The 22,924-nt window shown below is 67.0% G+C and carries 20 protein-coding genes; 12 read left to right on the forward strand and 8 right to left on the reverse strand.

All coding sequences use genetic code 11. The features are described from left to right. Positions 1–14: 14 nt before the first annotated feature. Positions 15–851, reverse strand: a complete 837-nt coding sequence (locus KBW95_RS14255) for an outer membrane protein assembly factor BamD (protein WP_211526188.1) — start codon at positions 849–851, stop codon at positions 15–17. Positions 852–951: 100 nt separating this feature from the next. Here KBW95_RS14255 and KBW95_RS14260 point away from each other — a divergent pair, with 100 nt between their 5' ends. Next, positions 952–2,010, forward strand: a complete 1,059-nt coding sequence (locus KBW95_RS14260) for an RluA family pseudouridine synthase (protein WP_211526187.1) — start codon at positions 952–954, stop codon at positions 2,008–2,010. Further along, positions 2,010–2,786: a peptidoglycan editing factor PgeF gene (gene pgeF, locus KBW95_RS14265; RefSeq protein ID WP_211528577.1), complete on the forward strand. Its 777-nt coding sequence runs from the start codon at positions 2,010–2,012 to the stop codon at positions 2,784–2,786. Before KBW95_RS14260 ends, pgeF begins: the two co-directional genes overlap by 1 nt. Before the next feature lie 26 nt (positions 2,787–2,812). Here the strand turns inward: pgeF and KBW95_RS14270 are convergent, their stop codons facing one another. Further along, a complete protein-coding gene (locus KBW95_RS14270) occupies positions 2,813–3,025 on the reverse strand; it encodes a hypothetical protein (protein WP_211526185.1) in 213 nt (70 codons plus the stop codon). A gap of 51 nt (positions 3,026–3,076) precedes the next feature. Here KBW95_RS14270 and phaC point away from each other — a divergent pair, with 51 nt between their 5' ends. The 5 genes from phaC (at position 3,077) to KBW95_RS14295 (ending at position 15,503) form a co-directional block, all read left to right on the forward strand. Continuing rightward, complete coding sequence (gene phaC / locus KBW95_RS14275; protein ID WP_211526184.1) at positions 3,077–4,831, forward strand: class I poly(R)-hydroxyalkanoic acid synthase; 1,755 nt, start codon at positions 3,077–3,079, stop codon at positions 4,829–4,831. A gap of 220 nt (positions 4,832–5,051) precedes the next feature. Further along, positions 5,052–5,609, forward strand: coding sequence for a polyhydroxyalkanoate synthesis repressor PhaR (phaR, locus tag KBW95_RS14280; RefSeq protein WP_211526183.1), 558 nt, complete (start codon positions 5,052–5,054; stop codon positions 5,607–5,609). Between the two features lie 123 nt (positions 5,610–5,732). After that, complete coding sequence (rimO, locus tag KBW95_RS14285) at positions 5,733–7,181, forward strand: 30S ribosomal protein S12 methylthiotransferase RimO (RefSeq protein ID WP_229429754.1); 1,449 nt, start codon at positions 5,733–5,735, stop codon at positions 7,179–7,181. 19 nt (positions 7,182–7,200) lie between these two features. Further along, positions 7,201–8,367, forward strand: coding sequence for a cystathionine beta-lyase (locus KBW95_RS14290; RefSeq protein ID WP_211528578.1), 1,167 nt, complete (start codon positions 7,201–7,203; stop codon positions 8,365–8,367). A 146-nt stretch (positions 8,368–8,513) separates the two neighbouring features. Then, positions 8,514–15,503 carry a VCBS domain-containing protein gene (locus KBW95_RS14295; RefSeq protein WP_211528579.1) on the forward strand — a complete coding sequence of 2,330 codons (6,990 nt, stop codon included), beginning with the start codon at positions 8,514–8,516 and terminating at the stop codon, positions 15,501–15,503. Between the two features lie 46 nt (positions 15,504–15,549). Here KBW95_RS14295 and KBW95_RS14300 read toward each other — a convergent pair whose 3' ends face one another. Further along, positions 15,550–15,912 (reverse strand): hypothetical protein, encoded by a 363-nt coding sequence (locus KBW95_RS14300; protein ID WP_211526180.1) that lies wholly within the window; start codon positions 15,910–15,912, stop codon positions 15,550–15,552. 46 nt (positions 15,913–15,958) lie between these two features. Next, positions 15,959–16,402 (reverse strand): thioredoxin TrxC, encoded by a 444-nt coding sequence (trxC, locus tag KBW95_RS14305; protein WP_211528580.1) that lies wholly within the window; start codon positions 16,400–16,402, stop codon positions 15,959–15,961. 136 nt (positions 16,403–16,538) lie between these two features. On the opposite strand from trxC, the gene KBW95_RS14310 reads away from it, so the two are divergent. The 4 genes from KBW95_RS14310 (at position 16,539) to KBW95_RS14325 (ending at position 19,064) form a co-directional block, all read left to right on the forward strand. Beyond that, entirely contained in the window at positions 16,539–17,273 is a 735-nt protein-coding gene (locus tag KBW95_RS14310; RefSeq protein WP_211528581.1) for a DUF72 domain-containing protein, read from the forward strand. Positions 17,274–17,311: 38 nt separating this feature from the next. After that, positions 17,312–18,142, forward strand: coding sequence for a Mut7-C RNAse domain-containing protein (locus KBW95_RS14315; RefSeq protein ID WP_211528582.1), 831 nt, complete (start codon positions 17,312–17,314; stop codon positions 18,140–18,142). Further along, a complete protein-coding gene (locus KBW95_RS14320; RefSeq protein ID WP_229429755.1) occupies positions 18,139–18,570 on the forward strand; it encodes a hypothetical protein in 432 nt (143 codons plus the stop codon). The genes KBW95_RS14315 and KBW95_RS14320 overlap by 4 nt, the downstream gene beginning before the upstream one ends. 107 nt (positions 18,571–18,677) lie before the next feature. Continuing rightward, the gene (locus KBW95_RS14325) at positions 18,678–19,064 is read left to right on the forward strand and encodes a cupin domain-containing protein (RefSeq protein WP_211526175.1); all 387 of its coding nucleotides are present in this window, start codon (positions 18,678–18,680) and stop codon (positions 19,062–19,064) included. Positions 19,065–19,122: 58 nt separating this feature from the next. Here KBW95_RS14325 and KBW95_RS14330 read toward each other — a convergent pair whose 3' ends face one another. Together KBW95_RS14330 and KBW95_RS14335 are read right to left on the reverse strand one after the other, a co-directional pair. Next, on the reverse strand, positions 19,123–19,530 hold the full coding sequence (locus KBW95_RS14330) for a hypothetical protein (protein WP_211526174.1): 408 nt from the start codon (positions 19,528–19,530) through the stop codon (positions 19,123–19,125). A gap of 66 nt (positions 19,531–19,596) precedes the next feature. Then, a complete protein-coding gene (locus tag KBW95_RS14335; RefSeq protein ID WP_211526173.1) occupies positions 19,597–19,962 on the reverse strand; it encodes a DUF1304 domain-containing protein in 366 nt (121 codons plus the stop codon). A 125-nt stretch (positions 19,963–20,087) separates the two neighbouring features. Here KBW95_RS14335 and KBW95_RS14340 point away from each other — a divergent pair, with 125 nt between their 5' ends. Next, entirely contained in the window at positions 20,088–20,636 is a 549-nt protein-coding gene (locus tag KBW95_RS14340; protein WP_211526172.1) for a hypothetical protein, read from the forward strand. 19 nt (positions 20,637–20,655) lie between these two features. Here KBW95_RS14340 and KBW95_RS14345 read toward each other — a convergent pair whose 3' ends face one another. Together KBW95_RS14345 and serB are read right to left on the reverse strand one after the other, a co-directional pair. Next, positions 20,656–21,945, reverse strand: a complete 1,290-nt coding sequence (locus tag KBW95_RS14345) for an SGNH/GDSL hydrolase family protein (protein ID WP_211526171.1) — start codon at positions 21,943–21,945, stop codon at positions 20,656–20,658. Positions 21,946–22,070: 125 nt separating this feature from the next. Beyond that, complete coding sequence (gene serB / locus KBW95_RS14350; RefSeq protein ID WP_373888802.1) at positions 22,071–22,919, reverse strand: phosphoserine phosphatase SerB; 849 nt, start codon at positions 22,917–22,919, stop codon at positions 22,071–22,073. Positions 22,920–22,924: the final 5 nt, after the last annotated feature.

Genomic DNA, 22,924 nt, shown 5'->3' on the forward strand with positions numbered 1-22,924 from the left:
GGGCCGCTCGAGGCTTACAGGGCGTCTTTCGGCGCCGGCTTCGGCGCCGCCTTCGACCAGAACTGCCACCACGGGGCTTCGCCCTTGGCGTTCGGGTTCAGGAAACGGCTGTTCGGATAGTTCAGCGTGAACACGCGCTGGGTGTCGTCGCGCAGCACCGGCATGCCGAGCTTGTCGTAGGCACGGACCATCAGGAACAGCGCTTCCTCGCGCGCCGGAGCGTCGCTGTAGTTGGTGACCGCATCCTGGGCGCGGTTCAGGGCGGCCAGGTAGGCGCCGCGGCGATAGTAGTAATTCGCCACGTGCACTTCGTACTGCGCCATCGCGTTGATCAGGTAATTCATGCGCTGGAGCGAGTCCGGCGTATATTTACTGTTCGGGAACTTGTCGACCAGGGCCTTGAAGGCGGCGAAGGCTTCGCGGGTGGCCTTCGGATCGCGCTCGGTCGGGTCCTGCGAGTAGATGAAGCTCAGGAAGCCCAGCTGGTCATTGAAGTTGATCAGGCCGCGCAGGTAGTACATGTAGTCGACCTGGGGATGGTTCGGGTGCAGCTTGATGAAGCGCTCGACGGCGGCCAGCGCCTCGGCCTGGTCCTGCGCCTTGTAGTGGGCGTAGGCGATTTCCATCTGGGCTTGCGAGGCGTAGGTGCCGAACGGATAGTTGGATTCCAGGCGTTGGAACAGCTTGATTGCCGCTTCGTAGTGCCCGCCGGCCATCTCATCGCGCGCCTCAGCGTATAATTTCTCCGCTGACCAGTTTTTGCTTGCGTCGGTGGCTTCCGGCAACATGCCGCATGCCGACAGGCCGACGAGGGCGCAACTTGCGACCAATACAGACAATTTTTTTTGCATAGCTCTTTGCAAGAAAGTTTTACCTAGATTCAACAACGAACAGCTGATTATAGCTGATGGAACTGACGTGATATTAACTCCTGCGCCGGAATCGGCGGAAATGCCTTTCGACACCGATCTGGACGACGACCTGGAAGGCGGTTTTGCCGCTGCTTCCGGCGTCGACCTGTCGCCGATCACCCTCAACCTGACGCCGGAAGCCTGCGGCCAGCGCCTCGACAAGGTCATCGCGGCCCTGGTGCCGCAGTTCTCGCGCAGCCGCCTGCAGCTCTGGTTCGAAGGCGGCCACGTGCAGGTCGACGGCAAGCCCGCGCGCGGCAAGGATACCGCCTATGGCGACGAGACCGTGCTCATCGAGCCGCAGGCCGCGCCGGAAGACACGGCGTTCACGCCCGAGGCGATGGAGCTGAACATCGTCCACGAGGACGATGACATCCTGGTCGTCAACAAGCCGGCCGGCCTGGTCGTGCACCCGGGCGCGGGCAACTGGACAGGGACCCTGCTCAACGGCCTGCTGCACCACTGCCCGCAGCTGGTGGGCGTGCCGCGCGCCGGCATCGTGCACCGCCTGGACAAGGACACGAGCGGCTTGATGGTGGTCGGCAAGACCCTGGCGGCCCAGACCGACCTGGTGCGCCAGCTGCAGGCGCGCACCGTCAAGCGCGAATACTTCGCCCTGGTCTGGGGTACGCCGCGCATCGCCGGCACCATCGATACCGGCATGGGCCGCGACCCGCGCGACCGCGTCAAGATGGCGGTCTCGACCAGCCCCTTCGCCAAGCCGGCGATCACCCACTACGAGCGCGTCGCCACCGGCGAGCTGGACCGCCGTCCGGTGAGCCTGGTGCGCTGCAAGCTGGAAACCGGCCGCACCCACCAGATCCGCGTGCACATGCAGTCGCTGGGCTTCGCGCTGGTGGGCGACAGCGTCTACGGCAAGCGCCACCTGACCCCGGTCTTCCACCGCCAGGCGCTGCAGGCGCGCCGCCTCGGCCTGGTGCATCCGGGCACGGGCGAGCAGTGCGAATGGACCGTGCCGCTGGCGGAGGACTTCGCCGAGCTGATCGCCCGCGCGGGCATCGAAGAGCCGAGCGACGAAGACGTGCCTGTCCAGGACATGCTGGCCGCCGAGGACTTCGACGAGGCGGACGACGAGTGATGGATCGCGACGCCCTGGTATTCCCGGACTGGCCGGACCTGCCGGCATCGATCGGCGCCCTGGCGACCAGCCGCGATGGCGGCGTCAGCAGCGGGCCGTATGACGACGGCAAGGGCGGCGGCGGCCTCAACCTGGGCCTGCACGTGGGCGACGATCCGGAGGCCGTGCGCGCCAACCGCGCACGCCTGCAGGAGTGGCTGCCGGGCCGTCCGGCCTGGATCTCGCAGGTGCATGGCGCCGACGTGGTCGATGCCGTGACGGTCGGTCCAGACAAGCCGGTGCGCGTGGGCGACGCCAGCATCGCGACGCAGGCCGGCGTGGTCTGCGCGATCCTCACGGCCGATTGCCTGCCGGTGCTGTTCGCCGACCTGGACGGCAAGGTGGTGGGCGCGGCCCACGCCGGCTGGCGCGGGCTGGCGGGCGGCGTGCTCGGCACGACGGTGGCCGCGATGCGCCAGGCCGGGGCAGGGGAGATCACGGCCTGGCTGGGCCCGGCGATCGGCGCGACCGCTTTCGAAGTGGGACCGGACGTGCTGGAGGCATTCCTGGCCGCGCTGCCGGGCGAGGCGACCCGGGCGGCCTTCCAGCCCTATCCTGGCCGCGAAGGTAAATACCTGGCCGACATGTTCGCGCTGGCCAGGCTGATGCTGGCCCGCGACGGCCTCACCCGTGTCCACGGCGGCACGCTGTGCACGGCCACCGCGCCGGAACGCTTCTATTCCTACCGCCGCGACGGCGTGACTGGCCGCCAGGCAAGTTTGATCTGGCTCAAATGATACACAGGGGCGGGCGGCGATACTGCTCAGCTGTCGCCGCCTGCTTCGCCCGTCTTCTCTGCCATCCTGGCCTGCAATTCCCGTTTCGCGCGCCGCCGTTTCGATCCTGTCAGGTAAAAAAGGATAGACAAAGGCACCACGCAGTAGGCAAGAAACGTCATAATCCCTCCGGTAACGGTCGGTTCGGTTGCCGCCATGAGTACGACGACGTAAATCCAGGCGACGGCCACGATCCACATGATTTGTTTCCTTTGGTGATGACACCCCGATTCTAAACAACGGACGACCATATGAACATGCCCGACCCGCAAGCCTTCGCTTCCTCCTGGATGTCCCAATTCGCCGATCCTTCCGCCTGGCAGAGCTGGATGAGCATGCCGGCCATGACCCCGGCGGCAAACGGGCACAACCCGCTGGCAGGCATGCTGAAGGATTTCGGCGCCGGCATCGCCCCGGCCAGGCTGGAGGCGCTGCGCGCCGATTACCTCAACAAGGTCGGCCAGCTGTGGCAGGACTTTATGTCGGGCAAGAGCCCGGTGTTGCACGACAAGCGTTTCTCCGGCTCGGCCTGGAGCGAGAACCCGATGTCGGCATTCTCGGCCGCGTCCTACCTGCTGAATTCGGAATTCATGCTGGCCCTGGCCGATGCGGTCGACGCCGGTCCGCGCGAGCGCCAGAAAATCCGCTTCGCGGTGCAGCAGATGGTCGACGCCATGTCGCCGGCCAACTTCTTCGCCACCAATCCGGAAGCGCAGAAGCACCTGATCGAAACCAAGGGCGAGAGCCTGACCAAGGGCCTGGCCAATATGCTGGCCGACCTGCAGAAGGGCCGCATCTCGCAGTCGGACGAATCCGCCTTCGAGGTCGGCCGCAATGTCGGCACCACGCCCGGGACGGTGGTCTACGAGAACGAACTGTTCCAGCTGATCCAGTACACGCCGACGACGCCGACCGTGCACGCCGTGCCGCTGGTGATGATTCCGCCGTGCATCAACAAGTTCTACATCCTCGACCTGCAGCCGGAAAACTCGCTGGTGCGCTACGTGGTGGAGCAGGGCAATACCGTGTTCATGGTGTCCTGGCGTAACCCGGACCGCAGCCTGGGCAACGTGAGCTGGGACGATTATGTGGAGAAGGGCGCGATCCGCGCACTGGACGTGGTGGGCGAGATCACCGGCCAGGAGAAGGCGCACGTGTTCGGCTTCTGCGTGGGCGGCACCATCGCCGCCACCGCGCTGGCCGTGCTGGCCGCACGCGGCCGCCAGCCGGCCGCCAGCCTGTCGCTGCTGACCACCTTGCTGGACTTCAGCGACACCGGCGTGCTCGAAGTCTTCGTCGACGAGGCGCAGGTGGCGCTGCGCGAGCAGACCCTGGGCAGCGGCGGCCTGATGCCGGGACGCGACCTGGCCACCACTTTCTCGGCCCTGCGCCCGAACGACCTGGTGTGGAACTACGTGCAGCAGAACTACCTCAAGGGCAAGGAACCGCCGGCCTTCGACCTGCTGTACTGGAACGCCGACAGCACCAACCTGCCGGGCCCGATGTTCTGCTGGTACCTGCGCAACACCTACCTCGAGAACAAGCTGAAGGTGCCGGGCGCGCTCACCGTGTGCGGCGTGCCGGTTGACCTGGGCGCGATCGACGCCCCGACCTTCATCTACGGTTCCAGGGAAGACCACATCGTCCCCTGGCAGGCGGCCTTCGCCTCGATGAACCTGCTCAACCCGAAGAACCCGAAAGCCAACCGCTTCGTGCTGGGCGCCTCCGGCCACATCGCCGGCGTGATCAACCCGGCCTCGAAGAACAAGCGCAGCTACTGGGTGAACGCCAAGACGGGCAAGGGCAAGGCGAAAGGCGGCTTGCGAACCGACGCCGCCTGGTTCGAGGGCGCCGAAGAACACAAGGGCAGCTGGTGGCCGGAATGGGCCGGGTTCCTGGCCGAGCACGGCGGCGAGGATGTGCCGGCGCCTGGCGCCGCGGGCAACAGCCGCTATGCGCCGCTGGAACCGGCTCCGGGGCGTTACGTCAAGGCCCGCGCCGATTGAGGACGCCGCACTGGCGCAGGCGGTTGTCGCTTAGTTGACAAAAAACTTACGTCAGTGATAATTCTAATAATTGCTGCACCTGCGCGGATTGCGTGGTATGGTGTGCCCTGTCCGTCCCCCTGAGCAATACCCGGGTTCACTGGGCGGCGGATTACGGGTTTTTTGGTAACCAATCAAAATGCTTCGCGCGCATGTTGCGATGCAACCTATGGAACTTGAGATGAGTAGTGCAAAGAAGAGTGCTGAACGCCTGATCAAGAAATACCCGAACCGTCGTTTGTACGACACCCAGACCAGTTCTTACATCACCCTCACGGACGTCAAGCAGCTGGTCCTGGACGCGGACGAATTCACCGTGGTCGACGCCAAGACGAACGAAGACCTGACCCGCAGCATTCTCTTGCAGATCATCCTGGAAGAGGAAGCCAACGGCATTCCCATGTTCTCGAGTTCCGTGCTGGCCCAGATCATCCGCTACTACGGCCACGCCATGCAGGGCATGATGGGTTCCTACCTGGAAAAGAACGTCCAGGCCTTCACCGACATCCAGAACAAGTTCACCAGCAGCGCCGCCGGCGCCCTGGAAGGCAAGCCCTTCAGCCCGGAAATGTGGACCCAGTTCATGAATGTCCAGGGTCCGATGATGCAGGGCATGATGAACAACTACATCGACCAGAGCAAGAACCTGTTCATGCAGATGCAGGAGCAGATGCAGAACCAGAGCAAGGCCATGTTCGGCGCCTTCCCCTTCCCGGGAATGCCGGTCGACAAGAAGTAACAGAAGTCGTCTTTTCACGACATCCGCCGGTCCCGTTCGGGGCCGGCGAACCAGCCCCCGGTTTCACCGGGAGGCCCGCTTCAGGTACAATCGCGGATTGCCCAGATTCTTTGTCGTCCGCCCATGCCTGAACTTCGCCGCAATCCCCTCCCAGCAAACACCGAAACCGCGACTGCCGTCGCCGAACCCGCGCTCGTGATTCCGTCGCCCGCCGCCGGCGTCGCCGCGCCCAAGGTCGGTTTCGTGTCGCTCGGCTGCCCGAAGGCGCTGGTCGACTCCGAGCAGATCCTGACCCAGCTGCGCGCCGAGGGTTACGAGACCGCCAAGTCCTACGACGGCGCCGACCTGGTGATCGTCAATACCTGCGGCTTCATCGACGCCGCGGTGCAGGAATCGCTCGACGCGATCGGCGAGGCGCTGGCCGAGAACGGCAAGGTGATCGTCACCGGCTGCCTGGGCGCGAAGAAGGACGCCGCGGGCGACGACATCATCACCAAGGTGCACCCGAAGGTGCTGGCCGTGACCGGCCCGCACGCCGTCGCCGAGGTGATGGAATCGGTCCACCTGCACCTGCCCAAGCCGCACGATCCCTTCATCGACCTGGTGCCGGACCATGGGGTCAAGCTGACCCCGAAGCACTACGCCTACCTGAAGATCTCGGAAGGCTGCAACCACCGCTGCAGCTTCTGCATCATCCCGTCGATGCGCGGCGACCTGGTTTCGCGTCCGATCCATGAAGTGCTGATCGAAGCCGAGAACCTGTTCAAGGCCGGGGTCAAGGAACTGCTGGTGATTTCGCAGGACACCAGCGCCTACGGCGTGGACGTCAAGTTCCGCACGGGCTTCTGGAACGGCCGCCCGATCAAGACCCACATGACCCAGCTGACCGAGGCGCTGGGCCAGCTGGCGCGCCAGTACGACGCCTGGGTGCGCATGCACTACGTCTATCCGTACCCGCACGTCGACCAGGTCATCCCCCTGATGGGCGACGGCCATGTGCTGCCTTACCTGGACATCCCGATGCAGCACGCCCACCCGGACGTGCTCAAGCGCATGAAGCGCCCGGCCAGCGGCGAGAAGAACCTGGACCGCATCCAGGCCTGGCGCCAGATGAACCCGGACCTGACCATCCGCTCGACCTTCATCGCCGGCTTCCCGGGCGAGACCGAGGCGGAATTCGAATACCTGCTGGACTTCCTGAAGGAAGCGCAGATCGACCGCCTGGGCTGCTTCGCCTACTCGCCGGTCGAAGGCGCGACCGCCAACGAGCTGGCCAACCCGGTGCCGCAGGAAGTGCGCGAAGAGCGCCGTGCGCGCGTCATGCTGCTGCAGGAAGAGATCTCGCTCAAGCGCCTGCAGGCCAAGGTCGGCAAGACCATGCGCGTGCTGGTCGACGAAGTCGGCCCGCGCGAAGCCATCGGCCGCTCGGCCGCGGATGCGCCGGAGATCGACGGCGTGGTGCACATCAAGCGTGCGCTGGTGCCGGGCAAGACCAAGCTGGCCGTGGGCCAGTTCGCCGAGGTGGTGATCACCAAGGCCGACGCCCACGACCTCTGGGCCACCGTGGTCTGACCGGGCAGGGGAGCAGCACATGAACAAGAAATCGCTCCAGACCTCCCTGATCCACAGCGACTACGCCGCGCCGGAAGGCTTCGCGGCCTTCCCGCCGGGGATCCACCACGCCTCGACGGTGCTGTTCCCGAATGTGGCCGCGATGCGCTCCGGCCAATGGAAGGACAAGAACGCCTATACCTACGGCCTGCATGGCACGCCCACCACCTTCACCCTGGAAGCGCGCCTGGCCGAGATCGAAGGCGGCGCGCACTGCCTGCTGGCGCCGTCCGGCCTGGCGGCGATCGCGATGATCGACTTCGCGCTGCTCAAGAGCGGCGACGATGTGCTGCTGCCGGATAACGTCTACAACCCCAACCGCGAACTGGGCCGCTGGCTGAGCCAGGACTTCGGCGTCACCGCGCGCTTCTATGATCCGATGATCGGCGCCGGCATCGCCGAGCTGATCCAGCCGAATACCAGGCTGATCTGGGCCGAGGCGCCCGGCTCGGTGTCGATGGAAGTGCCGGACCTGCCGGCGATCTGCAAGGCCGCCCACGACAAGGGCGTGCTGGTGGCGCTCGACAACACCTGGGCCGCCGGCCTGGCGCTGCGCGGCTTCGACGCCGGCGCCGACATCGTGATGCACGCGCTGACCAAGTACCAGTCGGGCGGCGCGGACCTCCTGATGGGCGCCGTGATCACCCGCGACCGTGCGCTCAACGACCGCCTGGCGCAGGCCCACATGCGCCTGGGCCTGGGCGTGGGCGCCGACGACGCCTACCTGGTGATGCGCGGCCTGCCGACCATGAAACTGCGCTTCGAGACCCACGACGCCAATGCGCGCAAGGTCGCGCAATGGCTGAAGGAACGTCCTGAAATCACCAAGGTGCTGCACCCGGCCTTCGAGGATTGCCCCGGCCACGCCAACTGGAAGCGCGACTTCCGGGGCGCGGGCGGCCTGTTTTCGGTGCTGTTCGACCCGCGCTATACCGAAGAGCAGACCGACCGCTTCGTCGATGCGCTGGCTTTCTTCGGCATCGGCTACAGCTGGGGCGGTCCAAACAGCCTGGTGATGCCCTACCGGATCAAGGGCATGCGCCGCCAGTGGGCGGACGAGGGCATCCTGGTGCGCTTCAATATTGGCCTGGAATCTCCTGAAGACTTGATCGCCGACCTGGCCCAGGCCCTGGCTGCACTCGGCTAGCGTCCCGGCCGGATTCCCTGTCCGGCCGAAAACTGTTGTATTGCTTACGCATAGTCATTTCCATGCGGCAACTTTCGTGTTAAGCTTGCTTCAAAGTAAGTTTAATTGCGTATCGGAAACTCCGAGCGCGCCGACAAGGACCCGCCATGACCACGACTACTTCGTCTTCCAGCACCACGCTGGCTTCCACCATCGATGACCTGACCCTGATCGGTACCGGCAACATCAACGGGACCGGCAACGCGCGCGACAATGTCATTACCGGCAATTCCGGCAATAACACCCTGAACGGGATGGCCGGCGCCGACACCCTGATCGGTGGCGCAGGCAACGACACCTACGTGGTCGACAGCACCGCGGACGTCGTGGTCGAGAAGGAGGGCGAGGGCAGCGATACGGTGCAGGCGAGCGTTACCTACACGCTGTCGGAACATGTCGAAAACCTGACCCTGACCGGCACTGCCGCCGGCGGCACCGGCAACAGCCTCGACAATACGATCACGGGCAACAACGCCAACAATTCGCTCAAGGGCGGCGCCGGCAACGACACCCTGGCCGGCAACGGCGGCAACGACCGCCTCGACGGCGGCCTGGGCGCGGACTTCCTGTCCGGCGGCGTCGGCGACGACACCTATGTGGTCGACGAGGCGGGCGACGTCGTCGACGAGCTGGCCGGCGCCGGCAACGACACGGTCGAATCCTCGATCAGCTACACGCTGGGCGAGCAGCTCGAGAACCTGGCGCTGACTGGCACGGCGAATCTCGAGGGCATCGGCAACGACGCCGACAATGAACTGACCGGCAACAGCGGCAGCAACCACCTTGCGGGCGGACTCGGCAACGACACCCTGGACGGCGGCATGGGCGCCGACCTCATGGAGGGCGGGGCCGGCAACGATACTTACGTGGTCGACAACGCCGGCGACCTGGTGAGCGAAGCCGCGGGCGCGGGCACGGACACCGTCCAGGCGGGCATCACCTACACGCTGACCGATAAGGTCGAACACCTGGAGCTGACCGGAAGCGCCGCCATCGCCGGCACCGGCAACGAGCTCGACAACAACATCGGCGGCAACGCCGCCGGCAACGCCCTGTACGGCCTGGCCGGCAACGACACCCTGGACGGCGGCGCGGGTGCGGACACCCTGTATGGCGGCACCGGCGACGACACCTATGTCGTGGACCACGCCGGCGACACGGCGGTCGAGAACGCGGATGAAGGCCGCGACAAGGTCTTGTCGAGCGTGAATCACGTCCTCGGCGCGAATGTCGAAGACCTGACCCTGACCGGCACGGCCAGCGTCAACGCCACCGGTAACGAGCTCGACAACACCATCACCGGCAACGCCGGCAGCAACGACCTCTACGGCGGCGCCGGCAACGATACGCTGGTGGACAACGCGGGCGCGGACCTCCTGGATGGCGGCGCCGGCGCCGACACCATGCAGGGCGGGACCGGCAACGATACCTACGTGGTCGACGACGCAGGCGACCTGGTCATCGAAGCCCTGAACGGGGGCCAGGACACGGTGCGCTCCAGCATCGACTACACCCTCGGCGAGCAGGTCGAGAACCTGGTGCTGACCGGCGAGCAGGACCTGCGCGGCACCGGCAATGCGCTCAACAACACGATCACCGGCAACGCCGGCGCCAACGTCGTCGACGCGGGCGCGGGCAACGATACCGTGCGCGCGGGCGAGGGCGCGGACTCGGTCCGTGGCGGCGACGGCAACGACCTGCTCGAAGGCGAAGGCGGCGACGACACCCTGTACGGCGCGGCAGGCAGCGACCTGCTCGACGGCGGCCTGGGTGCGGACCACATGATGGGCGGCGCCGGCGACGACACCTACGTGGTCGACGATGCGGGCGACCTGGTGGTCGAAGAAGCAGGCGCGGGCATCGACCAGGTGGAGTCGAGCATCACCTATACGCTGACGGCGGATACCGACAACCTCAGCCTGACGGGCGTGGCCGCCATCGACGGCACCGGCAACGAGCTGAACAACATCATCGACGGCAATGCCGCGAGCAACATCCTGAGCGGCCTGGCCGGCAACGACACCCTCAACGGCGGCGCCGGCGACGACACCCTGCTCGGCGGCGAAGGCCTCGACCTGCTGGATGGCGGCACCGGCAGCGACGCCATGGCGGGCGGCAGCGGCGACGATACCTATATCGTCGACAACACCGGCGACACCGTGCTGGAACAGGCTGGCGAAGGCGCCGACGAAGTGAAGGCCAGCGTCGACTATTCGCTGGCCGCGAACGTCGAGAACCTGACGCTCACCGGCGTGCGTTCCACCAGCGGCACCGGTAACGAACTCGACAACAAGATCGTCGGCAACGGCGGCAGCAACGACCTGTTCGGCGGCGCGGGCAACGACACCCTGGTCGACAACCTCGGCAACGACAGGCTCGACGGCGGCAGCGGCGCGGATACCATGCAGGGCGGCGCCGGCAGCGACACCTATGTCGTCGACGACGCGGGCGACCGTGTGGTCGAGGCCCTGAACGGCGGCACCGACACCGTCGAGTCCAGCGTCGACCATACCCTGGCCGCGAACGTCGAGAACCTCGTCCTCACGGGCACCGAGGACCTGAACGGCTACGGCAACGCGCTCAACAACATCATCACCGGCAACAGCGGCAACAACACCGCCAGCGCTGGCGCGGGCAACGACACCGTCAACGCGGGAGCCGGCAACGACGCGATCGCCGGCGGCGACGGTAACGACGAACTGAACGGCGAAGCGGGCGACGACCAGCTCCAGGGCGACGCCGGCAACGATACGCTGGACGGCGGCATCGGCGCCGACACCATGGCCGGCGGCCTGGGTGACGACACCTACATCCTCGACGATGCGGGCGACCTGGTGGTGGAAGCCGGCGCGGCCGGCACCGACCTGGTCCAGTCCGGCATCACCTACACCCTGACCGCGAACGTCGAGAACCTGACCCTGACCGGCACGGCCGACATCGACGGCCGCGGCAACGAACTCAACAACATCATCAACGGCAACACCGGCGCCAACCTGATCGAGGGCCTGGCCGGCAACGACACCCTGAACGGCAACGGCGGCGACGACACGCTGTTCGGCGGCGAAGGCAACGATACCCTGAACGGCGGCGTGGGCGTCGACGCCATGCACGGCGGAAGCGGCGACGATACCTACATCGTCGACCATGCCGGCGACCAAACGGTCGAGCTGGACGGCGAGGGCGCGGATACCGTGCAGGCCGGGGTCAGCTACGGCCTGGCCGCCAATGTGGAAAACCTGGTCCTGACCGGCACCGCCGGCACCGCCGGTACCGGCAATGAGCTGGATAACCAGATCACCGGCAACAGCGGCAACAATACGCTGAGCGGCGGCGCCGGCAACGACAAGCTGGTCGCCAACGCCGGCAACGACATCCTCGACGGCGGCAGCGGCGCGGATACCATGCAGGGCGGCATCGGCAACGATACCTATGTGGTGGACGATGCCGGCGATACGGTGGTCGAACTCGCCGGCGCGGGCGCCGATACGGTCGAATCCGGCATCGACTACGTCCTCGGGGCCAACGTCGAGAACCTGGAACTGAAGGGCGCCGCGCTGAACGGCACCGGCAACGGCCTCGCCAATGCGATCACCGGCAACGCAGGCGACAACCTGATCGACGGCGGCGCCGGCATCGATACCATGAGCGGCGGCGCCGGCAACGACACCTACATCGTGGACAACTCGGCCGACGTGGTCGTGGAAGCCGCCGGCGGCGGCCAGGACACGGTCCGCGCCAGCGCCACCTACACGCTGTCCGCGAACGTCGAGCACCTGGTGCTGACCGGGACGGCGGCCATCAACGGCAGCGGCAATGCGCTCGACAACACCCTGGCCGGCAACGCCGCCGCCAACGTGCTGGACGGCGGCGCGGGCGCCGACGCCATGGCCGGCGGAGCGGGCAACGACCTGTATGTGGTCGACAATGTGGGCGATACCGTGGCCGAGGCGGCGGGCGAAGGCACCGACACCGTGCTGGCCAGCGCCAGCCACGTCCTGTCCGCGAACGTCGAGATCCTGACGCTCACCGGCACCGCAGCCATCAGCGGCGTCGGCAACGAACTCAATAACGTCCTCACGGGCAATGCAGGCAACAACGTCCTGGACGGCGGCGCCGGCAACGACAGCCTGGGCGGCGGCGCGGGCGCGGACCTGCTGCTGGGCGGCGCCGGCGACGACACCTACCGCTTCAGCCGCGGCGACGGCAGCGACCGCATCGTCGATGCGCTCGGCAGCGACACGCTGCGCCTGGGCAGCAACCTGACCCAGGCCGACCTGAGCGCGACGCTCTCGGGCAAGGACCTGGTGCTCTCCATCAAGGGCAGCAGCGACAGCGTGGTCCTGGCCGACTGGCTGGGCCAGACCGGCGGCGTCGAGCGCATCGTCTTCGACAACGGCGCCACGCTCGACCGCGCCGGCATGACCGGGCTGCTGGGCAATGTGCCCGTCGCTGTCGCCGACCGCATCGCCGCAGGCGAGGACGCCGGCGGCGTCCAGGTCGCGGTGGCCGACCTGCTGGCCAACGACATCAATCCGGCCAGCAGCCTGGAGGCGCTGGGTGCATCGGCCAGCGGCGCCCAGGTATGGCTGGACGGCGACACCGTGCGCTACGACTTCGGCGGCCGCTACCAGGAGCTGGCGCAGGGCGAGGTGGTGCAGGACAGCTTCAGCTACACCGTGCGCGACCAACTGGGCCGCAGCTCCACGGCCGAAGTGACGGTCGAGATCGTGGGCGCGAACGACGGCCCCGTGGCCGCCTTCGACAGCGCCGCCATCACCGAAGGCGAAGCCGCGGCCGTGAACGGCAACGTGCTCGCCAACGACAGCGACGCCGACCGCGGCGCCGTGCTGCGCGTCGCCCAGCCGGGCACCATCGCCGGAGCCTACGGGGTCTTGAACATCGCCGCGGACGGCAGCTACAGCTATGTGCTGAACGACGTGGATGCCGGCGCCGCGGCGCAGGCCGTCGACGGCGTCCTGACCGAGCGCTTCAGCTATCTCGCCACCGACGGCATCGCCAGCGCCGACGCCACGCTCGAGATCCGCGTGACCCTGTCGAACCGTGCGCCGACCGCGGCGGCCGATCAGGCGCAGGTGACGGAAGACGGCGGCGCGGCCAGCGGCAACGTGCTGGCCAACGACAGCGATCTTGACGCAGGTACGGTCCTGCGCGTCGCCGCGCCGGGCAGCTATGCCGGCGCCTACGGCACGCTGGAGATCGCCCAGGACGGCAGCTACAGCTATCGCCTGAACGACGGCGACGTCCGTGTGCAGTCGCTGGCCCAGGGCCAGACCCTGAGCGAGAACTTCGGCTATGTCGTCACCGACGGCGTGGCGCAAGCCGGCGCCGTGCTGGACATCCTGATCAGCGGCACCAACGATGCGCCGGTCGTCACGGCCGACGCGGCGCAGGTCGCTGAAGACGGCGTCGCGGCCGCGAGCGGCAATGTGCTGGCCAACGACGGCGACGTCGATGCCGGCACCGTCCTGCGGGTCGCCGTGCCGGGCAGCTATGCCGGCGCCTACGGCACGCTGGAAATCGCGCTGGACGGCAGCTACAGCTACCGCCTGAACGACGGCGACGCCCGCGTGCAGTCGCTGGCCCAGGGCCAGACCGTGACCGAGAGCTTCGGCTATGCCGTCACCGACGGCTTCGCGGAAACCGCCGCGGCGCTGGACATCGTGATCAGCGGGACCAACGACGCGCCGGTCGTCACGGCCGATGTGGCGCGGGTCGCCGAAGACGGCGCCGTGGCCGCGAGCGGCAATGTGCTGGCCAACGACAGCGACCTTGACGCCGGTACCGTCCTGCGGGTGGCAGCGCCGGGCAGCTATGCCGGCGCCTACGGCACCCTGGAGATCGCCCAGGACGGCAGCTACAGCTATCGCCTGAACGATGGCGACGTCCGCGTGCAGTCGCTGGCCCAGGGCCAGACCCTCACCGAGAACTTCAGCTATGCGGTCACCGACGGCATCGCCGACACCGCCGCGGCGCTGGACATCCTGATCAGCGGCGCCAACGATGCGCCGGTCGTCACGGCCGACGCGGCGCGGGTCGTCGAAGACGGCCTGGTGGCCGCGAGCGGCAACGTGCTGGCCAACGACAGCGACGTCGATGCCGGCGCCGCCCTGGTTGTCACCGAACCCGGCAGCTATGCCGGCGCCTACGGCACCCTGGTTCTGGCGCAGGACGGCAGCTATACCTACCGTCTGGACACGGCGTCCGCCGCGGTCCAGTCGCTGGCCGAGGGCGCGACGGCGGTCGACAGCTTCCGCTACGGCGCCAGCGACGGCAGCATGACCGTGTACTCGACCCTGGACATCGGCATCACCGGCACCAACGACAAGCCGGTCCTGCGAGCCGACAAGGCAAGCCTGCTGGCCAGCCAGGGCGCGGTGAGCGGCAATGTCCTGCTCAACGACATGGATGTGGATGCGGGTTCGGTGCTGAGCGTCGTCGCCGGCGTCCATGCCGGCCAGTATGGCCAGCTGGTGCTGAACCAGGACGGCAGCTACGTCTACGAGCTCGGCGCGGCCGCGGCGCTGAAGTCGCTGGGCCGTGGCGCGACCCTGGTCGAGCATTTCGACTACACGGCAACGGACGGCTTCGCATCGCTGCTGTCCTCGCTCGACATCACGGTCATCGGCAGCAACGATGCGCCGCTGGTGGCGGCGGCCCTGGCGGACAAGCACATCAACTTCAACAAGGCGTTTTCGTTCCAGCTGCCGGCCGGCAGCTTCACGGACGCCGACAAGGGCGACACCCTGAGCTATTCGGCGACCATGGCCAATGGCTCAGCGCTGCCGAACTGGCTGAAGTTCGATGCGGCCACCGGCACCTTCTCGGGCAAGGCGCCGAAACTGGTCGCTTCGTTCGAGGTGGTGGTGACGGCGACCGACCATGCGGCGGGCGCCGGCGGCAACCTGTCGGTATCGGATGCCTTCACCCTGTTCGTCAACCACGGCAACAACGGTATTGGCAACGGCGTCGACGCGCCGCCGCCGGGTCAGGAAACGGAAAAGGATGGTCCGGGCACGGCGCCGGGCGTGCACGTGGTCGGCAGCCCGGAGTTCGGCGCCCACCACCTGTCCTGGTAAGCCATGATGGGGGCAGGCGGCGCGGGCCGCCTGCCGTCCGTTTTCCTCAGACCGGCATCGCCCGGTTGCTGTTCAGGTCCAGGAAACCGCGGATGATGCGGTAGGCCATCCACAGCCAGGCCACGCCCCAGATCAGCATGGCGACCGGGATGCCGATCAGGGTCACCCACAGCACGCCGCCCAGGATCATCCAGGCCAGGTACCACCAGAACGAACGGATCATCCAGGTGTGGTGCGAATACACGATCGTGCCCTGGGTATCGGGGCGCTTCACGTAGTTGACGATCAGGACCAGGATCGACAGGGTGCCCACCGAGAAGAAGAAGGTGAGTGCATGCACGACGTACAGGATGCGCGCGAACTGCTTGGCATTCTCGACACCCTGTTCAAACACGAGTTCCTGGGACATGGCGTCCTCCATGAGGTTCAGTTGACCGAATGATAATCGATTCGCGCTATGCCGGGCGGATTTGTGACTGGACCCAGGCCACGAGCCGTCCCGCATCCATGGCGCCGGCCTGGCGCGCGACTTCGCGGCCGCCGCGGAACAGGGCGATCGTGGGGATGCTGCGGATCGCGAAGCGCGCCGCCAGGTCCTGGGAGCGCTCGGTATCGACCTTCAGCAGGCGCACCATCGGCTCCAGGCGCTGCGCCGCCTGGGCATAGGCCGGCGCCATCATCTTGCAGGGGCCGCACCATTCGGCCCAGAAATCCACCAGCACGGGAATGTCGTTGCGCGTCACGTGCTTCTCGAAACGCGCGCTGTCGACATCGAGCGGACGCGCGGTGAAGATCGGCTGCGAGCATTTGCCGCAGGTGGGCGTATCCTGCAGCCGCGCCTGCGGCATGCGGTTCACTGCGTCGCAGTGCGGACAGACGACGTGGAGCGGGTCGCTCATGGATTCCTCCTGTGTGGGCTGTGATGGAAGGTATTGTATGCGCCTGCGCGCGAAGCTGCCGGCCGGGCCGCCAGCCATGCGCCGCCATGGCTGAGCATTCCGTAGAATCGGGATCGACAACTTACCCGATCGACCGATGACCCAGAAAAAGACCGGCAGCCTGCTGGTGGGATGCGCGGGATGGAACCTCTGGAAAGAGCACGCCGCGCCATTCCCCGAGAAAGGCAGCCACCTCGAACGCTACGCGGCCGTCTTCCCGGCCGTGGAGATCAACTCGTCCTTCTACCGCCCGCACAAGCCCGAGACATATGCACGCTGGGCCGACTCCGTGCCCGACGCCTTCCGCTTCGCGGTCAAGGTGCCGCGCGCGATCACGCACGATGCACGGCTGCTCGACGCCGGAGCGCAGCTGGAAAAATTCGCGCGCGAAGCTGGCAAGCTCGGCGGCAAGCTCGGCTGCCTGCTGGTGCAGCTGCCGCCCAAGTTCGGATTCACGGAAGAGCCTGCCAGGACCTTCTTCGGCCAGCTGAACGACCTGTTCGGCTGCATGGTCGCGTTCGAGGCGCGCCATCCGAGCTGGTTCTCGGACCCGGCCACCGAGCTGCTGCGCGAGCGTGGCATCACGCGCGTCATCGCCGATCCGCCGGCCGGCCAGCCCGGTCCGCATGTGCCCACCAGCGAGGACAATGTGTACGTCCGCCTGCATGGCGCGCCCCGTATTTACTACTCGCGCTATCCGCGCGAGACCATCGATGCCGTAAGGGCCGACCTCGACGCACACATCGCCAAAGGCCGTACCTGCTGGTGCATCTTCGATAACACCGCGGCCGGCGAATCGGTGCCGAATGCACTCGAATTGATGCACGGATAGGTTATGCAGGGATTTTATGAAAGTGCCATACTGAGTCCATGGTTACCGCAATTTTTAGTTTCCACGAAGAGCTGAACGATTTCCTGCCGCGCGAGCGGCGCGGCCGCACCTTTGCCTCCGAGTGCGCGCAATCGGCAACCACCAAGCACATGATCGAGGCGCTCGGCGTGCCGCATACCGAGGTCGAGGCGGTGCTGGTCAATGGCCAGGAGTGCGGCTTCGACCGCGTGCTGAAGGACGGCGACCGGGTCTCGGTCTACCCGCGTTTCGAAGTCCTCGAAGTCGCCCACGACAGCGCCCCCGAATACCGCTCGCCACTGGAGCGCCTGCGCGAGCGTCCGCTCTCGCGCATGCGCTTCGTCGCCGACGCCCACCTGGGCGGACTGGCGCGGCTGCTGCGCATGGCCGGCTTCGACACCCTGTACGACAACCACTACCACGACGACGACGTCGAGGACATCGCGCAGGACGAGGACCGCGTGGTGCTGACGCGCGACCGTGAGCTGCTCAAGCGCCGCACCATCATGCACGGCTGCTACATCCATTCCCTCGATCCCCCGGAACAGCTGCGCGAACTGTTCGAGCGGCTCGACCTGGCCGATGGCGCACGCCCGTTCAGCATCTGCCTGCACTGCAACGTGCCTTTGCGCGCAGTCGCCAAGGCCGACGTGAGCGACCGCCTGCCGGCCTCGGTGCGCGAGCAGCACGAGGAATTCACGACCTGTGAAAGCTGCCTGCGCGTGTACTGGAAGGGTTCGCACTACAAGCGCATGAATGCGCTGCTGGCCGCCGTCGCCCGCCCCGGCGGGGATGCGCTCGACCGCTTCGCCGATGTAGAATCGCCTGAGGTAAACGACCACCATCCTTGAGCGTGACCGAACCCGCTTATTCTCCGCCGCCGCTGCCATTTCCTGTCCGCGTGGAGTGCCCGCCGGGCGCCTGCGTGTGCGAGCGCGACCGTGTCCTGGCCGACCCGCAGGCCGATCACCGTCCGCTCGCGCTCACGCGCCAGCAGGAGCAGAAGCTGCTCGAGCGTATCGAACGCGTCGAGAACTATGAAGACCTGAAGCATGTGCAGGGGCTGATCCGGAAGAACATCGGCGCCGAGCTGCGCATCGAACCGGGGCCGAACGAGGTCCGTACCGTGCGCGGCATCCTGATCGTGCTCGAGGAGCGGCCCGGCCTGTGCAAGAAGGTGCGGCAGTCGGTGCCGGCGGCCGTGCGCCGCCTGCTGGGCGAGCGTCCCGAGATCGCCTATGCCATCCTGGACGCCCACGACCTGTTCGGCGCGCCCTAGGCGGCGCGGCTCCGGCACAGCACGTTCGTCCAAGGCAGGCCCGGCTTGGCTCTTATACAATGATGCCAGGGCGGCAAGGGCCGCCGTGACCAACACTGGAGAAGAGCATGCCGGGCTACAGCATCAACATCGAAGAGAAGACCCTCGCCGGAAACAACTTCCGCGAAGTCCTGTACACCACCCAGCGCAGCCAGCTGGTGATCATGACCCTGCAGCCGGGCGAGGAAATCGGCGTCGAACGCCATGAAGGCCACGATCAGTTCATCCGCGTGGAAGCGGGCGAGGGCGTGGCGCTGCTGGACGGCGAAGAGCACAAGCTGGAAGACGGTGTCGCCGTCGTCATCCCGGCTGGCACCGAGCACAATGTCATCAATACCTCGAAGAGCGAGCCGATGCGCCTGTACACGCTCTACACCCCGCCGGAGCACCCGGACGGCATCATCCATGCGAACAAGGCCGAGGCGGACGAGTACGAGCGCCAGCACGGTCACTGATCAGGTCGTTTGAATGAAAAAAGCCGGCGCGAAGCCGGCTTTCTTGAATGCGGAGTTCTCAGCGCCAGTGGTAAGGCCAGCGCGTACCGATATGGCCGCCCCAGCCGCGATGATGGCCCCAGCCTCGGCCGAAGTTGAAGCCCAGGCCGATCGAGATCGGCGGGTAGTAGTAGCGGGGCCGCTCGGCATACACGGGCTCGGGCGTGTAGACCGGCTGCGGTACATACACCGGCGACACCGTGGTCGGGGTCGAGTAGGTGACGGTCGGGCCGCCGGTCGTGGCCGAGGCCTGGCCGCTGGCGGCGGCGCGGGCGCCCGTGCCGAGCGGTACCGGGGTCACCGACACCACGCGCCATTGGCTGGGATCGCCCGACGATGCGTAGCCGCGGTTGGCGTACTGTGGATGCTGGGTCGCGCAGCCTGCCAGCGTGGCAAGCGACGCGATGATGATGGCAAACTTTTTCATGGCGGTCCTCCTGATCCTTGCATGGTAGCCGCCCGGACGCCGGTTCGCCTTAAGCATTACAGCTTGTTACACCGCAGCCGCCAGCACGGCCGCGAGCGCCAGCAGGGCGGGAAGGGTCTGGATCATCAGGATGCGGCGCTGGACCGTCACTGCACCCCAGACGCCGGCCACGGCCACGCACAGCAGGCCGAAGACGGCGAAGGCGCGCGCCGTATCGGCATCCGGATGCAGGAAGGCCACGGCCAGCGCGGCGGCCAGGAAACCGTTGTAGCAACCCTGGTTCGACATCGCGGGCGCCAGCATCTCCGCCTGCTGTTCGCTCAGGCGGAATACCTTGCGGCCGCGGCTGCGGAACAGCACGGTCTCCAGCAGGAAGATGTAGACGTGGATGAGGAATACCAGGCCCATCAGGATGTTTGCCGCCAGTGCCATGCGCCGCTCCTCTTGAGAAAACAGATATTGTACGGCAGCGATGTTGACTGATGGGCAAGTGATTATCGGTGAGTATTGTCGCCTTGCCACTCCCTATACTAGTTGCTGCACAATCAGGAGACTAGATGAAACGACCACTCACCGCCGCCATCCTGGCCGCCGGCCTCTACCTGGCAGCAGGTTCCCAGGCCTGGGCCCAAACCAAGCTCGACCACCGCCAGCAAATCGAGCAGGTCGTCGAGACCTTCCGCACCTCGATCATCAACAAGGACAAGGACAGCTTCATGAAGCTGTTCCTGCGCGATAACATCACGTGGTCCGCCGCGTTCACTGATGCCAGCGTGGAGCGGCGTCACGCCCGTGTCCGCGCCAAGGACCCGTCGCGGCCTGCTCCGCCAAAGACCTTCAACAGCAACCCGCGCGAGTTCATCGAAGACATCGCCGGCGACCCGGCGCATCTCGAGGAAACCTTCTCGAACGTGCGCATCGACACGGACGGCGATGTGGCCCAGGTCTGGTTCGACTACAGCTTCATGGTCGGCAACTACAAGCAGAACTCGGGCAAGGAAGCCTGGCATTTGCTGCGCACCGAGTCCGGCTGGAAGATCGCCTCTGTTATCTGGTCGATGGAAACCAATCCGGAGCCGCCTCCGCCGCCGAAACCCAAGGCCTGAATCGCGTTCAATCCGTGGCTCAGCCCGCGGCCAGCGCCGCCAGCTGGGCCAGTGGCACGCTGGCCGCCATCGCCTGGTAGCCCGCGTCGCCCGGATGCAGATGGTCGCCGCTGTCGTAGGCGGCGCGCATCCGTTCCGGCGCCTGGGGGTCGCGCAGGGCCAGGTCGAAGTCCGCGACCAGATCGAAGGCGCCGGAGCTGCGCACCCAGGCGTTCGCCGCCTGCCGCGCCGCCTCGCGCGCCGTGTTGAAGTAGGCGTGTCCGCCGAAAGGCGGCAAGCTTGCACCCATCACCGCGACGCCATGCGCATGCGCGCGTTCGATCAGCTGGCGGTAGCCGGCGGCCAGCTCCTCGGTACGCACCGGGCTCGACGCCGGACTGTAGAGAATGTCGTTGGTGCCGATCAGCACCGCCAGCGCGCGCACGCCGGCCGTCGCCAGCACGTCGCGGTCGAAGCGCTCCAGCAGGTCGCGTCCCGCCAGCGGCATCGTCCCGTCGTCGAGCAGCAGGCGATTGCCGCTGATCCCACGGTTGACCACCGCGAACGATCCCATGCCGCTCAGTTCCGCCTGGAAGCGGCGCGCCAGCCAGTCGGGCCAGCGCCGGTTGGCGTTGCTGGTGCTGCCGACGCCGTCGGTGATCGAATCGCCCAGCGCGACGATGACCGCGGCGGAACGATCCGCATCCACTTCCGCCAGCAAGGGCCAGGACGCCAGGGTGCGCAGGACCGGGAAGACCGTGTCGGCCGTATGGTCGCCGCTGGTGGAGACATAGCTGGTCTGGCAGGCGGCGCTGTGCATCGTGCTGAGCGGGACCGATCCGGGCAGGTACAGGCTCACCGCCAGGTCGGCGAAGGCGCCGACCGACAGGTCGACCGGATCGGACAGGGCCGGCGCCCCCGCCGGGATCGTGATGGCGGCGCGTCCGCCGAAGCTCAGCGCGCGGTTGGTCCCGGCAAGCACGCTGGACGCGTTCGAGCGCAGGCCGATGCGGGCCGCGCCGACGCGCAGCGGCGTACTGCCCATTTCATTGGACAGGCGGATGCGCAGGCGCCCCGCGCCGATGCCGGTGCGCACGATCAGGCGCAGGGTCTGGCTGTTGAGGGTCAGCAGGCTGGCGGAAGGAGGCGGACCGGCCGGCGCGCAGCCCCATGCGGCGTACCAGGGAGCCGGCCGAAGAGACTGGGCCGTGGCGCGCGGCGACGAGGCCGCGAGGGCGCCGGCCAGCGCCGGAACAGCCGCGAGCGCGCGGCGGCGGCCGGGATCGGCTGGTCCGTGATCATCGGAAAGGGAAGCGCGTGTCGCCTGCATGGCTGGCTCCTGTCGGTGGACGAGCGGCACGGCATGGCCGCCGATTCACCTTAGTCCAGCGGCGCCGCGCTTCCAACAGGAGTACGCACGAGGTTTGCGCTGCCTCGTGCGGCCGTTTCCCGGCCTTATGCGAGGATGTTCAGCAGGCCATCCAGGCCCGAGAAGTTCAGCGCCACGCTGGCCTGCGCGCGCACCACCGGCTTGGCGCGGAAGGCCACCGACAGGCCGGCGATGCCCATCATCTTGAGGTCGTTGGCGCCGTCGCCCATCACGATGGCCTGGGCCGGGGAGATGCCGAGCTCGCCGCACACGCGCTGGACGGTGCGCTTTTTCTCTTCAGCATCGACGATGCCGCCGGCCACCTTGCCGGTCAGCTTGCCGTTTGCGACTTCGAGCACGTTGGCGTGGGCGAAGTCCAGCTTCAGCCGCTGCTGGAGCCGTTCGGTGAAGAAGGTGAAGCCGCCCGACACCAGCAGGGTCTTGAGGCCGGCCACCTGCACCGCCTGGAGCATCGCTTCGCCGCCCATCGAGATGCGCAGGCGCTCCTCGTAGACGCGCTCCAGGGCGCTCGCTTCCAGACCCTCGAGCAGAGCCACGCGGCGCGTCAGGCTGGCGGCGAAATCCAGTTCGCCGCGCATCGCGGCTTCGGTGATCTCGGCCACTTGCGGCTTCAGCCCCTGCATGTCCGCGATCTCGTCGATGCACTCGATGGTGATCAGGGTCGAGTCCATGTCCATGGCGACCAGGCCGAAGTCGCGCAGGCTGCGGCCCGCTTCGATGAAGGTGGCGTCCACGCCGGCGTCGAAAGCGGCCTGCTCGACCTGGGCCTTCAGTTCGGCCGTAAAAGCCACGTCTTCGCAGCGCAAGGCATGGGCGTTGATCGTGTTCGTGCGGACGCCGCCGGCCAGGCGGGCGAGAGCAGCGAGCGTGTCGGGGGCGGCCTGCGGCCCCTGGAGCACCAGGTTCATGGTCATAGTGG

The organism is Massilia sp. ZL223 (assembly GCF_018119395.1).
GTDB lineage: Bacteria > Pseudomonadota > Gammaproteobacteria > Burkholderiales > Burkholderiaceae_D > Telluria.